11 protein-coding genes and 7 tRNA genes are annotated in these 15,481 nt (G+C 65.4%); 8 read left to right on the top strand and 10 right to left on the bottom strand.

Annotated elements, in window-relative coordinates:
- Positions 1-5 precede the first annotated feature (5 nt).
- The 8 genes from L5G33_RS06195 to L5G33_RS06160 form a co-directional block, all read right to left on the bottom strand.
- A complete protein-coding gene (locus L5G33_RS06195) occupies positions 6-3,491 on the bottom strand; it encodes a helicase-related protein (protein ID WP_236997289.1) in 3,486 nt (1,161 codons plus the stop codon).
- 65 nt (positions 3,492-3,556) lie between these two features.
- Positions 3,557-4,417 carry a DUF4261 domain-containing protein gene (locus tag L5G33_RS06190; protein WP_236997288.1) on the bottom strand — a complete coding sequence of 287 codons (861 nt, stop codon included), beginning with the start codon at positions 4,415-4,417 and terminating at the stop codon, positions 3,557-3,559.
- A 291-nt stretch (positions 4,418-4,708) separates the two neighbouring features.
- A tRNA-Val gene (locus tag L5G33_RS06185) sits at positions 4,709-4,783 on the bottom strand.
- A 27-nt stretch (positions 4,784-4,810) separates the two neighbouring features.
- A tRNA-Cys gene (locus tag L5G33_RS06180) sits at positions 4,811-4,884 on the bottom strand.
- A 31-nt stretch (positions 4,885-4,915) separates the two neighbouring features.
- Positions 4,916-4,988: transfer RNA gene (locus tag L5G33_RS06175), tRNA-Gly, on the bottom strand.
- Positions 4,989-5,175: 187 nt separating this feature from the next.
- A tRNA-Val gene (locus L5G33_RS06170) sits at positions 5,176-5,247 on the bottom strand.
- Between the two features lie 15 nt (positions 5,248-5,262).
- Positions 5,263-5,336, bottom strand: a tRNA-Cys gene (locus tag L5G33_RS06165).
- A 31-nt stretch (positions 5,337-5,367) separates the two neighbouring features.
- Positions 5,368-5,440 (bottom strand) — tRNA-Gly (locus L5G33_RS06160).
- A gap of 276 nt (positions 5,441-5,716) precedes the next feature.
- Between L5G33_RS06160 and L5G33_RS06155 the strand changes: the two genes are divergently transcribed.
- A tRNA-Val gene (locus L5G33_RS06155) sits at positions 5,717-5,788 on the top strand.
- Positions 5,789-5,931: 143 nt separating this feature from the next.
- Here the strand turns inward: L5G33_RS06155 and L5G33_RS06150 are convergent.
- Both L5G33_RS06150 and L5G33_RS06145 read right to left on the bottom strand, forming a co-directional pair.
- A complete protein-coding gene (locus tag L5G33_RS06150; RefSeq protein WP_236997287.1) occupies positions 5,932-6,132 on the bottom strand; it encodes a hypothetical protein in 201 nt (66 codons plus the stop codon).
- Positions 6,133-6,200: 68 nt separating this feature from the next.
- Positions 6,201-6,809 carry a DUF8548 family protein gene (locus tag L5G33_RS06145; protein WP_504877575.1) on the bottom strand — a complete coding sequence of 203 codons (609 nt, stop codon included), beginning with the start codon at positions 6,807-6,809 and terminating at the stop codon, positions 6,201-6,203.
- A 427-nt stretch (positions 6,810-7,236) separates the two neighbouring features.
- Between L5G33_RS06145 and L5G33_RS06140 the strand changes: the two genes are divergently transcribed.
- From L5G33_RS06140 to L5G33_RS06110, 7 genes are all read left to right on the top strand, one after another.
- Complete coding sequence (locus tag L5G33_RS06140; protein WP_236997285.1) at positions 7,237-8,565, top strand: glycosyltransferase 87 family protein; 1,329 nt, start codon at positions 7,237-7,239, stop codon at positions 8,563-8,565.
- Between the two features lie 84 nt (positions 8,566-8,649).
- Complete coding sequence (locus L5G33_RS06135; protein WP_236997284.1) at positions 8,650-9,882, top strand: acyl-CoA dehydrogenase family protein; 1,233 nt, start codon at positions 8,650-8,652, stop codon at positions 9,880-9,882.
- Between the two features lie 6 nt (positions 9,883-9,888).
- On the top strand, positions 9,889-11,040 hold the full coding sequence (locus L5G33_RS06130) for an acyl-CoA dehydrogenase family protein (RefSeq protein ID WP_236997283.1): 1,152 nt from the start codon (positions 9,889-9,891) through the stop codon (positions 11,038-11,040).
- A 193-nt stretch (positions 11,041-11,233) separates the two neighbouring features.
- A complete protein-coding gene (thrS, locus tag L5G33_RS06125) occupies positions 11,234-13,336 on the top strand; it encodes a threonine--tRNA ligase (protein ID WP_236997282.1) in 2,103 nt (700 codons plus the stop codon).
- A complete protein-coding gene (locus tag L5G33_RS06120) occupies positions 13,333-13,890 on the top strand; it encodes an ATP adenylyltransferase (RefSeq protein WP_236997281.1) in 558 nt (185 codons plus the stop codon). The genes thrS and L5G33_RS06120 overlap by 4 nt, the downstream gene beginning before the upstream one ends.
- Complete coding sequence (gene pgsA / locus L5G33_RS06115; protein WP_236997280.1) at positions 13,883-14,557, top strand: phosphatidylinositol phosphate synthase; 675 nt, start codon at positions 13,883-13,885, stop codon at positions 14,555-14,557. Before L5G33_RS06120 ends, pgsA begins: the two co-directional genes overlap by 8 nt.
- 6 nt (positions 14,558-14,563) lie before the next feature.
- Positions 14,564-15,475, top strand: coding sequence for a phosphatidylinositol mannoside acyltransferase (locus tag L5G33_RS06110; protein WP_236997634.1), 912 nt, complete (start codon positions 14,564-14,566; stop codon positions 15,473-15,475).
- Positions 15,476-15,481: the final 6 nt, after the last annotated feature.

The raw sequence follows: 15,481 nt of genomic DNA, 5'->3' as shown, positions 1-15,481 counted from the left end.
CCCGCTCAATGCGGCGCCGACGCCCTTCGCCACGCCTTGCGCCACTCGATCTCTACGCTGCTCACGTCGACATCGCCCAACGAGAAGTCGTGAAAATAGTTCGTCAGGTACTTGACCTCGTCGAGCTCCGGGCCTTCCGGGCTCACCGAGACCAACGCCAACCGGTGATTCTCCCCGGCGTTCCGCCCATGCATCACCTGGTTGTACGAGACCGTCACACTGTCCGCACCCGCTATACGCCCCTTCACCTCGATGAAGATCGACGGCGGCCGCGAACCGTCCGACGATCTCGCCGGGGTCGACAGCACGTCATAGCCCTTGTTGTTGTGCGGCATCTCCTCTGCTGAACGTCCCAGCCGATGCTCGGCCGCCAGCACTGCGGCAACCGCACGGGCATCGGTCACCATTGTGTCCGCCGCGTACCGGCCGACGTCACCTCCGACGAAACCCGCTGACACCACCATGAACGCGGTCTCGACCCGCGGTGGGCGCGCGGCGAGAGCCCGCTCGTCAGCCAACTCCGCCAACCGATGCGACAAGCGAGCCTCCAGATCACGGGCCTGGCGTGTCAGCCGTTCCGGACTGATCCTCCGCCGACGCCTCGACCCGTGACCCGACTCAACTTCCTCGCGGCGACGCGCGGCTTCGGCATCCAGATAGTTCACTTGATCGACGAGTCGCGTGCGCACCGCGGCCTCGACCCGATCGACTTCAGGAACGATTCGCTCGCGCACCTTCGCCAAGTGCGCTGGAGCCGCGTTGTTCGTCAGCCATCTCACCGCGTCGTCGGCGAACGACGACGAGAGCGAATCGAAAGCGGCCGCAGTGACCGACAGATCGTGCAGTGGCTCCAGGTCGAGTTGTGGCGCTGTCCCGGCATCGGTCACCGAACCGTCTGCCGCGACCGACACGAACGAGAACTGACGGCTGACCACGGTGCCGGCGCCATCGACGACCTCCGATGTCACCGCGACGATCACACGCGGCGACGTACTTGCATCAGCCGGATCGAACAGGGTCGCGCCGGCCACGAGCAGACTGCGATCGCGCTCGACGACCGAACCGAGCAGTGCGTCGAGCAGCGGATGTCCGGGCGCAAGCAAGTCGGCTCGGGTCGCCGCCGACGAGACTGCTGTCGGCTCGAACGTGACCCGCTCGTACGAACGCGTGACCGGCCGCCACGCGTGCTCGCGGCGGATCGGCCGACTCCGCAGGGGCGCAGGGACATTGGAGATCTGGAAGCGATTCTTCTCCCGTTTGATGAGGCGACCGCCGAACGTCCCGAACGCACTGATGAAAAACTGCTCGATGTAGTGCGGTTGGAGCCGACGAGCCGTGGCCTCATCCATCTGTCGCCGCAGACGATCCATTTCGACGGGGGCCAACGTCTCGCGAGCCAGTGCCCGCTCGGACACCAGTGCTTCACAGCCCGCCGCGACCTCGGCGTCGACGACGCGCTCGATCTCGTCGAGTCGCGCCGGATCGTCGCCGTAGAGCACGGCGTCCCACAGCAGGTCGCGGAGGGGTTTGCCGCCGAATGCCTCCTCGCCCAGGACGTCGAACAGCTTGCCGCCGTACGCTGCGCGTTGCTGGTCCATCTTGGCCAGGAGCCGTGTATACACCTGGCCTTCGCGAGTGTCCGACGCGACGATGTTCCACAGTCGACAGACATTTCGCTGTCCGATGCGGTGTATGCGACCGAAACGCTGTTCCAGACGATTCGGGTTCCACGGCAGGTCGTAGTTCACCATCAGGTGGGCGGCCTGTAGGTTGAGGCCTTCGCCGGCGGCGTCTGTCGCGACCAGAACCAGACGGTCCGGTTCGTTGGTGAACTGCTCGCGCGCCGCGACCCGGTCGGCTCGACGGGTTCCGCCGTGGATGGTCACGACAGCGTCGTCGGAACCCAGGACGTTGCGGATCTGCGCGACAAGGTAGTCGAGCGTGTCCTTGTGCTCAGTGAAGACGATCAGCTTTCGTGGAGCGCCGGCTGCATCGCGGAGCAGACTTCGATCGGTCAGCATGCTTCTGAGCTCTGCCCACTTGCGATCGTCCCCACGGTCTCGGACACGCGTCGCAAGGGAGACGAGATCCGAAAGGATCGCGATCTCGGTGTCGAGTTCGGCGACGGTCCGTGCCGCCGTCGCAGCGTCCACCACTTCCTCTTCGAGCTGCTCGAACTCTTCAGCACTGAACTCGTCAGGATCGTCAAACAGGTCGGGGGAGGGAAGCGAGACTCGGTCGTCGATCGGGATGCGTCCGGCGATCAGATCGGCGCGCCGCGACGCCAGGCGGTCCCTTCGTCTGATCAGGCTGCGGAGAACCGCATGTGTACTCGACGCAAGACGGCGCTGCAGCACGGTCAGCGCGAAGCCGACGGTGCGGCGTTTCGGGGAGTCCGGTGAGGCTTGCGCCCGGTTCATCTCCACTCGCACATACTGGGTGACCGCCTCGTACAGCTCACTCTCTCCGCTCGAGAGCGCATAGGGGACCGTTTCCGCGATGCGTTCGGGGAACAGCGGTCGCCCCTCGAAGGTCAGCAGTTCCTCCTTCACCATCCGACGCATCAGACCGGAGGTGTCGACGGTTCCGCTCCGGCGCCGCCGACCGGCGAAGCGGTCTTCGTCGAGCAACGAGAGGAACAGCTCGAAGTTGTCGTCGTTCCCGGCATGTGGTGTCGCGGTCATGAGGAGGAAGTTGCGGGTCACCGCCCCCAACACTCGCCCGAGTTTGAATCGCTCGGTCTCGCGAACCTCCAGATCTGAGCCCTGCCAGCTCGCCGACATGCGGTGCGCTTCGTCGACGACGACGAGATCCCATTCGCTGTTCTCGAGGTGGCCGACCAACTCGGGGTCGCGAGCCAGCTGATCCATGCGCGCGATCATCAGCGGATGCTCGGCGAACGGGTCCCCGCCTGGACTGACGTTGATCAGTTCACGGGTGAGGAGGGTGGTGACGATCCCGAACTTCGTGAGTAATTCCTCCTTCCACTGTTCGACGAGCCCGCCCGGCGCGACGATCAGCATCCGCGACATGTCGCCGCGGAGTTGAAGCTCTTTCGCATACAGCCCCGCCATGACCGTCTTTCCCGCACCAGGGTCGTCGGCGAGCAGAAAGCGCAACGGCGTCCGGGGGAGCAACTCCCCATAGACCGCTCGGATCTGATGTGGGAGCGGCGAGATGTCGCTGGTGCCGACCGCGGCCATCGGATCGTGTGCCGCGGTCTTCGAGATGCGGAGGGCTTCGGTGGCGATTCGGAATGCTGCAGGGTCGGCGTCGAACGTCCACGAGGCGACGGATGTGGTCTCGATGACGATACGAGGCAGGTCGTCGGCGAAGACGAGCTCTTCACGGACTCCGAGGCGGAGGTCTCGGACGACGAGGGTTGCCGCGTTGTCGCCGGACGCCGTCACGGCGATCAGGTCCACGGTGTCCCGCCAGCGGCCCGAGAGTCGTTGGCCGGCGTGTAGTTCGGAGAAGGACGCGATCGCCATTCTGCACACCATAGTGTGCAGCGCGGACAATCTTCTCGACTGTGCGCTATCGAGCGGTGGGCGCCTTACTTCCGGCGGAACCAGCCGCGCTTCTTGCTTTGCGGTTCGACGGCGGTCGCCGCGACCGGCTGCTCGTCGCCCGCGGCGAAGGTCAATTGAAGAACCGTCTTGTCCGGATCCAACGCGGACGGTGCGTGCAGGGCGAACAGTTCGGCGTCGTCGGTGGTGCCGAGAGAGTGTCCGTCACCGATCACCGGGCCGCTCTGCAGTTGGTAGATCGAGATGTTGGCCAGACGCGCGAATGTCTCTTCGGCGGTTTCGGGAGACTCGACGATCTCGATGTCCATCAACCTGAGCATGTCCAAGCCTCGGGTGTGTCCGGTCATCACGCCGTCGGTGCGGGGAGCGACGTTCAATGCCACCCACGCCGGGAGGATCGGGTCGGGGAGTGTCTCGATCGTGAGGTCGCGGAACAGCTCCGGGACGATCACGTGGTTCGCGCTGCCGAAGTACACGGCGACGATCGAGTCACTCACCGCGATGGCGGACGCGATCACCTTCGACAGCAATACTGCGTCCGCGATTGCATCCTGGTACGACGTCGAGGACTTTCCCGGACGGAGCACGGTGACGATCGTGTGGGCGTCGTACGACGCTGGGACGGGCGTCGACTCCGGCCACAGGCGGCTGTGCTCGGCGATTTCCTGGAGGTCGTCGCCGACGGCTGCCGGAACGCTCATCAACGCGATCATCGTGTCGCCGTACGAGAGGGTGAGCGGACGGTCCTCGTCGGCGTTCTCCGCAGCGTCCACGGTCAACGACGCGGGCTTCAAGTCGGGGAAGTCGGCGAGCATCTGCTGGCGCAGTCGGTCGCCGGCGAGTCCCGAATCGAGGTGACTCTGGAACAGCATCGCGAGGCTTGGCACGGCTACGGAATTCCTAACACTTGGGCGATAGGGGCGGCGAAGGCTCCATCGAGTCAGCGGTTGCGACGTCGGCTGACCTGCACGCGTAATTCGGTGCGGTCGATCACGTGCGACCCGCGTCCTTCGCCCCGACAGAATACGTGAGCCTCCGGAACATCCGTCCTCGGCCCGCGAGAGGCGTACAGCGGCGATGGCGACGGGCAGACATTACGACGAGCAGGGGGAGTCCGAAGCAGGGTCGCCTCACGGCAGGTACGACGCAGGCCCGTCGAGTGATCGACGGGCCTGCGGTGGTGCGCGATACAAGGATTGAACTTGTGACCTCTTCCGTGTCAGGGAAGCGCTCTCCCACTGAGCTAATCGCGCAGGTCATGTGAAATTGTAGTTCTCCAGTGGAGGTGGCGACGGGAATCGAACCCGTGTGCACGGCTTTGCAGGCCGTTGCCTCACCACTCGGCCACGCCACCGTGACGAGATTTAAGATCGAACTCGTTTCCGAGCGGATGACGGGATTCGAACCCGCGACCCTCACCTTGGCAAGGTGATGCGCTACCAGCTGCGCCACATCCGCATTGCTATCCGAACTGTTGTCGGCCAGCGAGAAGAAACTCTAGCGGGTCGTCGACGCCGATGCCAAATCGGGTGGCCGACAGTCGTCGGCGAGGAGGCCCGACCGGTAGCCCGGTGATCGATCCATCGGTGGTGGCGGTCCCGCAGACACGAAGAGACCCGCTCGAATGAGCGGGTCTCTTCGTCGGTGCGCGATACAAGGATTGAACTTGTGACCTCTTCCGTGTCAGGGAAGCGCTCTCCCACTGAGCTAATCGCGCGTGTTCAGATTGCGGTGGAGGTGGCGACGGGAATCGAACCCGTGTGCACGGCTTTGCAGGCCGTTGCCTCACCACTCGGCCACGCCACCACGAGGCGAGAAAGATCGAAACCTCGCTCCGAGCGGATGACGGGATTCGAACCCGCGACCCTCACCTTGGCAAGGTGATGCGCTACCAGCTGCGCCACATCCGCATTACTGGGGAGCATGCCTTGTGGGCTGCTGCTCGCCAGCGGAATGAACACTAGCTGTACACGCGGTGCGATGACAAATCGGCTGGTTGGCGAGTTACATCTATGTGTTTCCGCACGTGGCGCATCGTGGTGACGCCAAACGGCGACCGCTCGACCGCATCCCAAAGCTGCCGGCTCGTGCTCCGGAGGGGGATTTGCCGACCCTGTGCGACGGTGTGTAGTCTCATTCCTCGTGCGAAGCGCTGCGCTGCAGACGCTGCGCGCACAACTCAATACGGTCCCGTGGCTCAGTGGAAGAGCGTCCCGTTCACACCGGGAAGGTCGCTGGTTCGATCCCAGCCGGGACCACAATGAGGAACCCACTGTAAACAAGGGGTTCTCGCTTTTCGTGGGGACTGGAGACTCTGTGCGAGTTGACTGTCGCAGCCTTCCTTGCTGCCGACAGTTCACCGCGCGGGCGCGATGGGGGCCGCGGGGGCGCAGCTTAGCGGCTATGCGTACCCCACGATGCGTTGGCTGCGAATGGACCAGACACTGCGTTGCCCACCGGACGTGATGACGACCTGGTCCCCGTCAAGCAACTCAACGGGGCTACCGTCAAAGTTGTTGATCCAATAGTGGCTGCCGGTCACTTTGTCGCGAAAGCCCGATTGCTGATTGGCATCGCCGGTGTACTCGAAGTCTGACGCCACGTGGTCCTCCATCTCTCGGAAATGAGATCGTCACGAGCGTATAGCGGTGCATTGGTGCGGGAGACGATTTAGTCAGACCGTGGCGTGCTCATGTATCGCCAGATCGAGTGATCGAGGGCGTTGGCGCCGATGTCCAGCTGATGGGCCGCTTGGGTCACGAGTGCTTCGACGCGCTCATGTCCGGGGTCGTGCCCGATCGCCGATGCGACGAAGCGCGATACCAAAGTGTCGGCCTTCACTCCGTCCTCACCGAGGAGCATCGTGAAATAGGCCCACGTCACAGGGCCGAGGCCGCGCGTGCCGCAGTAAGCGCGACGCTGATCACCGGAGCTGCGATCGACGTCCGCAGCATGGCGAACGCCGACATCCGCCAAACGGCGGGCAGCGGTGACAATTGCCTCCGCCTTGGTGACACCGCCCGTCGTCTGCCGGTTTCCGAGGACACTCTGCAAGTGAACAGGATCGACTTCCGCGAGTGTCACGAGATCGTCCCAATTGGAACGCGAGGGCACCTCGGCACGGTAGGCGTTCACGGCCCGGCGCACGCCTGTCAGCGCAGATTTTCCATACCGTGCGCGAATCGAGAGCACTGCGTCGATCAGCGCAAGCTCGACGTTGTCCGGCCACCCGTCGGGCGCGTCACGCAGGGGCACACTCTTGGACTCGATACTCGCCACAAGGGATTCAAGCTCACCAGTCGTCGTGGCGGCGATTGTCGCATAACGGCCTCGCGTGCGCGGATCGTTCTGCGTCGCGGATTGTTCAGGGATGCTACCCCGGTATTGCGATCGTGAGATCAGCGGCGACGGTCATCGCCCCCATCAGCACCGCGGCCCCACCTGATCCACGTCAATCAGAGTCAGAGTCTACGAACACGGCGCACCCGCCGAATGCGAGCACAATGATCACCCATGCGTAGCGGACGAGGGGGCGGTGCTCGTGATTCTGCGTTGCTGAAAATCCTGGTCCGGACCTACCTTCATGAAAGGGCTCGATCGGCGTGAGGCACCGCCCGATGACCTGGACGAACATCCCAGACGGAATGGTTCGGTCACTGTTGTGTCGACGCGTGTCCGCGGCGGGTGACGGACGTACAATCCTCGGGTGGAAGACCGTTCGTCGACGAGAACGACGACTTGGACGATGATCGCCGTCGCCGCGTGCGCGGCGGTCCTGGTGATCTGCTGGCATATCTGGGCAGTTCCGTTCACGGACCCGGTGTACGGACTCTTCCACAACGGTATCGACACGCGGGTGTACCGCGGGGGAGCGATTGCCGTCTGGGAGGGGACACCCCTGTACGACCTGCCCGTCTACCGGGTGTGGCGGTTCACGTACACGCCGTTCGCGGGACTGGTGATGGTTCCGCTCGCCGGGTTCGTCCCGCACACCGCGCTCCTGCTGTGGAACATCGGCAACGTGATCAGTCTGCTGCTAGTGGTCGGCGTGTCGATGCATGCACTGCGGTTCCGGTTCGATGCTCGCCTCGTCCTGTTCACGGTGTGCGGGGCCATCGCGTCGACCGCTCTGGAGCCGGTTCACACGACTCTCTGGAACGGGCAGATCAACCTCGTCCTCGCGCTCGTGGTGATTCTCGACCTCACTGTGCGGAGCGAACGTCTGCGCGGCGTCGGGGTCGGGTTCGCCGCAGGCATCAAGCTCACCCCGCTGTTCTTCGTCGTGGACCTCCTGGTCACCAAGAGGTTCCGCGCCGCCGCGGTCGCGGCGGGCACGTTCGCGGCGACCGTCGTCGTCGGCATCCTCGTGCTCGGCGGCGAGGCGCGACGATTCTGGACCGCGGAGGTGTCCGAGACCTCGCGTATCGGTCGTCTCGATGCGCCGGCCAACCAGACGTTCCACGGCTACTTCGCGCGGCTCGCCACCTACGGAGTCGCGAACCCGCCGTCGTGGCTGTGGCTGCCCGTCGGGCTGGTCGTCGGCGTACTCGGACTGTGGGCCGCGCGCGCCGCGTACCGCGCAGGCGCGAACCTCCTGGCGATCTCGATCACGGGCATGACGTCGTGCGCCATCGGCCCGTTTTCGTGGGGGCACCACTGGGTGTGGGTGCTGCCGCTCCTACTGGTCGCGACGGTGCACGCCGCCGATCATGCGCGAGCCGCGCGGCCGGCGAGTTGGGTGTGGTGGCTGGCGCCTGCCGCGATCGTGGCGTTGACGTTCGCGTACACACAGCCGTCCATCGTGCCGATCGCCGGTTCGGCGGGCAAAGTGTTCCACGGGATGGTGTTCGGTCCGTTCCGCGGATTCGTCGGCTCGGCGACGGTGGGCTGGCATCTTCCATTGCAACTCGTCGCCAGCGGCGCATACCTGATCGTCCTGCTCGGGACCATCGCGGTCACGCTGTGGTGGGCGAAACGCGCGCAGAAGGACGGACACGTCGGACACGATGGCGCACGGGCGATCTCGTCGTCTTGACAAACGTTCAGGCCGTGCGTTTCATATCCGAGAACACTTGTTGTCAGATAATCCCGGTGAGTTGTGCCGGACGAAGGGAAACACATGGATGTGGAGTGGTCCCCGGCGGACATCGCGTTTCGCGACGAGATCCGGGCCTTTCTCGACGAGAAGCTGACGCCAGACCTGGCTCGCGCCGGTCGGCTGATGACCAGCGTCTACTCCGACCACGAGGCGTCGATGGCGTGGCAAGCCATCCTCCACGAACGCGGATGGGCTGCGCCGGCGTGGCCGGTCAAGTACGGGGGTTGCGACTGGAGTCTCACCCAGCACTACATCTTCAGCCGCGAGATGATGCTCGCCGGCGCGCCCGCGCTCTCGCCGATGGGGATCCGCATGGTCTCGCACGCGATCATGAAGTTCGGCACCGACGAACAGAAGAATCACTTTCTGCCCGGCATCCTGACCGGCGAGGTCTTCTTCTGCCAGGGCTACTCCGAACCCGAAGCGGGCTCGGATCTCGCGGCGCTCACCATGGCCGCGGCCGACGACGGCGACCACCTGGTCCTGACGGGCAGCAAGATCTGGACGACGCACGCCACGGAAGCGAACTGGATGTTCGCGCTCGTCCGCACCTCGCGGCTCGAACGCAAACAGCAGGGCATCACATTCATCCTCATCAACATGACGACGCCGGGCATCGAGATCCGCCCGCTCGTCATGACGTCCGGTGAAGAAGTGCAGAACCAAGTCTTCTTCGACCAGGTCCGCGTGCCGAAGTCGAACGTGCTCGGCCAGATCGACGACGGCTGGTCGGTCGCCAAGTACCTCCTCGAGTTCGAGCGAGGCGGCGGCGCCGCGGCACCGGCGTTGCAGGTGATGTTGGAGAACCTGACCTCCGACGCCGCCGAACAGTCCCTCCCCGGCGGCGGGCGACTCATCGACGATCCATTGTTCGCCGCGAAACTCGCTGAAGCACGGATCCGTACCGAGGTGCTGGAGATCTTCGAATACCGTGTGCTCGCGACGGTCGCGGCCGGAAAGAACCCCGGCCCGGCGTCGTCGATGGGCAAGATCCTGTCCACCGAACTCAGCCAGAGCATCACCGAACTCACCATGGAGGCCGCGGGCAGGTACGGCCGGGCCTACCAGCCGCACATCACCGCTCCGGGCGGACCGATCGCCGAGTTCACGCCACCCGCCGACGGGTACGCCGGAGGCGAGCCGTGGCAGGCCGTCGCGCCGCTGCGGTACTTCAACGACCGCGCGGGCTCGATCTATGCGGGCAGCAACGAAATCCAACGAAACATTCTCGCTAAAGCAGCTTTGGGGCTCTGACACACCATGGACTTTGAACTCTCCGCTGAGCAGCAGTTGCTGCGCGACGGGCTCGCCCAATTCCTCGCAACGCGCTACGGACTCGAATCCTCGCGCGCGGCAGTCAAGACCGGTCCCGGCTGGCAGCCGGACATCTGGAAGGCGTTCGCGCACGACCTCGGAATCCTCGGCGCCACCCTGCCCGAGTCGGCAGGCGGCATGGGCGGCGGTCCCGTCGAGACCATGGTGATCGCTGAAGCACTCGGCCATGCGCTCGTCGTCGAACCGTACGTCAACACCGTCGTCGTTGCAGGGGGACTCCTCTCGCGCATCGGCTCAGATGTCGCGAACACCGTCACCGCACAGATCGCCGAAGGCGAGGCCATCGTCGCACTCGCCGCGGCCGAGGACTCGTCCGACGATCTGACCTCGGTCTCGACCACCGCCCGCCGCGATGGTGACCAGTGGGTGCTCGACGGCTCGAAGGCGCTCGTCGTCGACGCGCCCATCGCGACCCACCTCATCGTCACCGCGCAGATCGACGGTGAACAAGCCGGGTCCGGCCAGCCCGAACTCGGTCTGTTCGTCTTCCCGTACGACGCCACCGCGGAGGGGGTCACGGCACACGCCATCCGCACCGTCGACGACCGGCAGGCCGCCGACATCGTGTTCGCCGGAGCCCGAGTGCCGGGCGACTCGCTCCTGTTGACCGGCGATGAGGCGACCGATGCGCTGTCGCGTGCCGTCGACGAAGGCTCAGCCGCGGTCTGCGCCGAGGCAGTCGGCGCGATGCGCAAAGTGCTCGACGACACTGTTGAGTACAGCAAGCAGCGGCAACAGTTCGGGGTGCCGTTGAGTACCTTCCAGGTACTCAGCCACCGCATGGTCGACATGCTCATCGAAGTGGAACAGGCCTCCGCCGCAGCGCTTCTGGCAACGATCAAGATCGACGCGGCGCCGGCGGAGAGGTCTCGCGCGGTATCGGCGGCCAAGGTCACCGTCGGGCGCGCCGCCCGTTTCGTCGGGCAGAACGCAGTACAACTCCACGGCGGCATGGGCATGACCGAAGAGTTGGCGATCGGCCACTACTTCAAACGGCTGACCGCGCTGCAGTACGAGTACGGCGCCACCGACCGTCACCTCGCCCGATACGTGGAGTTGACGGCACCGCCTCGCTGAGGTGAGCGCGCGGCGTTGATCGAGCGGAGTCGAGATCTCGACTCCGCTCGATCAATGAGTGGGGTGTGCGGCCGATCGCAAGGTCGCTCGATCGGCCTGAGACATCGGGTGCGGTACGCCGTGGTGTGGACGGGACCGATAACATCAAGCTCGACAGTTTCATGTCGTCAGCCCGAAACACAGGAGTCAGCAAGTGCTCGACAACGTCGCGTCCGCTCAACGAGTTCGCCTTCCCGAGACCGTGCGGGTTCCGGCGGGCACTACTGCGGGCGCAGCGATGCGGGACACAGAACTTCCCGACGGCGTCGAGCTGCCGAACAAGGGGCCGCAGGCCGTCGTCGTCGTCCGGGAAGCCGACGGCACCCTTCGCGACCTGTCGTGGGCGCCGGACATCGACAAGTACGTCGAGCCGGTGACCGCCGACTCCGACGACGGTCGTTCGGTGATCCGACACTCCGCCGCGCACGTGCTCGCGCAGGCCGTGCAGGACCTGAACCCGAAGGCACAGTTGGGGATCGGGCCGCCGATCACCGACGGCTTCTATTACGACTTCGCCGTCGACGACCCGTTCACCCCCGAGGATCTGAAGGTCCTCGAAAAGCAGATGCGCAAGATCATCAAGTCCGGTCAGAAGTTCTCCCGCCGCGTGTACGAGTCCAAGGACCAGGCCCGCGCGGAACTCGCGAACGAGCCGTTCAAGCTCGAGCTGATCGACGATAAGGGCGCAGCCAACGATGACGAGATCATGGAGGTCGGCGGCGGAGAGCTCACCGCGTACGACAACCTGAATCCGCGCACCGGCGAACGCGTCTGGGGCGACCTCTGCCGCGGCCCGCACGTTCCGACCACCAAGTACATCCCCGCATTCAAGCTGACTCGCAGCTCGGCCGCCTACTGGCGAGGCGACCAGAGCCTGGCCGATCTGCAGCGCGTGTACGGCACGGCCTGGGAGACGACCGACGCGCTCGATCTCTATCTCGACCGGCTGGCCGAAGCGGAGAAGCGCGACCACCGTCGTCTGGGCAGCGAACTCGACCTGTTCAGCTTCCCCGACGAGCTCGGTTCGGGTCTGCCGGTGTTCCACCCCAAGGGCGGCATCATCCGCAAGGAGATGGAGGACTACTCGCGCGAGCAGCATGCGGCCGCCGGGTACGAGTTCGTCAACACCCCGCACGTCACCAAGAGCAACCTGTTCGAGGTGTCCGGACACCTCGACTGGTATGCCGACGGCATGTTCCCGCCGATGCAGCTCGACGCCGAATACAACGAGGACGGCACGGTCCGTAAACCCGGCCAGGACTACTACGTCAAGCCGATGAACTGCCCGATGCACAACCTGATCTACGGCTCCCGCGGACGGTCGTACCGGGAGCTTCCGTTGCGGCTGTTCGAGTTCGGTTCGGTCTACCGCTACGAGAAGTCCGGCGTGGTGCACGGTCTCACGCGCGCTCGCGGATTCACTCAGGACGACGCCCACATCTACTGCACGCAGGAGCAGGTCGTCGACGAGCTCACGACCACGCTGAACTTCGTGCTGCAGTTGCTCAAGGACTACGGACTCGACGACTACTACCTGGAACTGTCGACGAAGGATCCGGTCAAGTACGTCGGCTCGGACGAAGTCTGGGAGCAAGCCACGCAGACGCTCCGGGAGGTCGGCGAGGCGTCCGGGCTCGAACTCGTCCCCGACCCGGAGGGCGCGGCGTTCTACGGTCCGAAGATCTCCGTTCAGGTCAAGGATGCGCTCGGTCGCACCTGGCAGATGTCGACGTTGCAACTCGACTTCAACCTGCCGGAGCGTTTCGACCTCGAGTACACGGCGACTGACGGCACCAAGAAGCGTCCGGTGATGATCCACCGCGCGCTGTTCGGCTCCATCGAGCGGTTCTTCGGCGTGCTCACCGAGCACTACGCGGGCGCTTTCCCGGTCTGGCTGTCGCCGGTGCAGGTGGTCGGCATCCCCGTTGCGGACGCGTTCGCCGGGCATCTGCAGACGACGATCAATCGGCTCAAGAGCCGCCGGGTCCGCGCCGAGGTTGACCACTCCGACGACCGGATGCAGAAGAAGATCCGCAACCACACCGCGGCCAAGGTTCCGTTCATGCTGCTCGCCGGGGAACGCGACGTCGAAGCCAACGCTGTCAGCTTCCGGTTCCGGGACGGCACGCAACTCAACGGGGTGGACGTCGACGACGCGGTGGTCGCCATCGACGAGTGGGAGGAGTCGCGCCGCAACGACTCGCCGACCGCCGACACGATGCGTGAGTTCCTCGAACTCGTGAGGAAACGCCGATGACAGCGGCCGACCGTTCGGCGCGCGAAGGCCTGGAACGACTCTGGACTCCGCACCGGATGAGCTACATCACCGCGGAGTCGCCGAAGAAGGCGTCCGATGGCGGTGAGCTCACTGGCCATCCGTTCCTGGACATCCCTCGGATGACGGACGAGGAAGGCCTCATCATCGCGCGCGGCGAGACCGTGTACGCGGTGCTCAACCTGTACCCGTACAACCCTGGGCACACCATGATCGTGCCGTATCGCCAGGTGGCCGACCTGGAGGATCTGACGGTCGACGAATCGCGCGAGCTGATGTCGTTCACCCAGCATCTGATCCGTGTCATCAAATCGGTGTCGAACCCGAACGCGTTCAACGTCGGTCTCAACCTCGGTGCGGCCGCAGGCGGGTCGCTGTCGGAGCACCTGCACCAGCATGTCGTGCCACGATGGTTGGGCGACGCGAACTTCATCACCGTCGTCGGCGACACGAAAGTGATGCCACAACTGCTTCAGGACACGCGGACGCTGCTGGCGCGGGCGTGGACGGACCTCGGGGGACCAGAGAGTGCTTAGCATCAAAGGCCGCGCGTCGGTGTCGAAGGTGACGCTGCCGATCGGCCGTGCCCTCATCCGGACCGGTCTTACCCCGGACCTGATGACAATCATCGGCACGGTCGTGACCGTCGCCGCGTCGATCTGGCTGTTCTCACAGGGGCACCTGTTCGCCGGAGCCCTCGTGACGTGGGCGTTCGTCATGTTCGACATGCTCGACGGCGCGATGGCCCGCGCCCGCGGCGGCGGCACCCGTTTCGGTTCGGTGCTCGACGCGACGTGCGACCGCATCGCCGACGGCGCGATCTTCGGCGGCCTCGCATGGTGGGCGGCCGTCCAGGACCCGCACGAACTGCTGCTCATCGCCACCCTGATCTGCCTGGTGACCTCACAGGTCATCTCGTACGCCAAGGCGCGCGCCGAGGCGGCGGGCCTGAACGGCGACGGCGGGCTCATCGAACGACCCGACCGCCTCATCATCGTGCTCGTCGGCGCAGGCCTCACAGACTTCCCGGGACTGCACTGGTGGTGGGCGATCCACGTCGCGATGTGGGCGCTCGCGGTCCTGAGCCTGATCACCGTCGCGCAGCGCATGTGGTCGATCTACTGCTCGCCGGGCGCGCGTGAACTGATCCCGGCCGCGACACCGGCCGTAGCCGAGTCCGACGAACGAACCGGGGAGGCCTGACAGGTGCTGGGCGGATTGGGCGACATCGTCGCCGACCTCGGCTATCGCGCCGGGTGGGCGGCCGTCAAGTACTCGCCGGAGACACTGGCGCGCGGCGTCTTCGACGCGGCGGGAACCTTCGCCGGCCGCCGCAACGGTGGACCGGAACAGCTCCGGAAGAACCTGGCCCGGGTGATCGGCACGACGCCCGACGACGTCCCCGCCCAACTGGTCGAAGAGGCCATGCGCTCGTACGCGCGCTACTGGCGTGAAGCGTTCCGGCTGCCGACGACAGACCCCGACGCGATCGCGGCAAGCGTGGCAATGACCGACTACGACCGGGACTCGCTCGACGCGTCGATCCGGTCCGGGCGAGGCGTCGTGATGGCGCTGCCGCACTCGGGGAACTGGGACATCGCAGGCGTGTGGCTGGTGAAGAACTACGGCCGGTTCGCGACCGTCGCCGAACGTCTCGAACCGGAGTCGCTGTTCGACCAGTTCGTCGCCTACCGGGAGTCTCTCGGCTTCGAGGTGTTCCCGCTCACCGGCGGCGAACAACCACCGTTCCAGGTCCTCGCTGAGCGTCTGCGCGCGGGTGGCCTCGTCTGCCTCATGGCCGACCGTGACCTGTCCGCGCACGGAGTGCCGGTCACGATGTTCGGGGAGAAAACCCGCATCCCAGCAGGCTCGGCGAAGCTCGCCATCGAGACCGGCGCGGTCCTGCACGCCGTGCATCACCGGTATACGGGTGTCGGGACGTCGCACCTGAGTTGCGGTACCGTCATCGACACCGACGGCGGCATCGCACCGACCGCGCAGCGGCTCGCCGACGCGTTCACCCGCGACATCGCGACCGCACCCGCCGACTGGCACATGCTGCAGCCGTTGTGGGAGGCCGACTGGTCGCCCGAACGTCGGGCGCGGCTCGGAATCGAATGAGGTTCG

It is taken from the genome of Gordonia liuliyuniae (assembly GCF_021738805.1).
Classification (GTDB): domain Bacteria; phylum Actinomycetota; class Actinomycetes; order Mycobacteriales; family Mycobacteriaceae; genus Gordonia; species Gordonia liuliyuniae.
The sequence above is the reverse complement of the archived record's forward strand: the minus strand, read 5'-3'. Positions and strand labels throughout refer to the sequence as shown.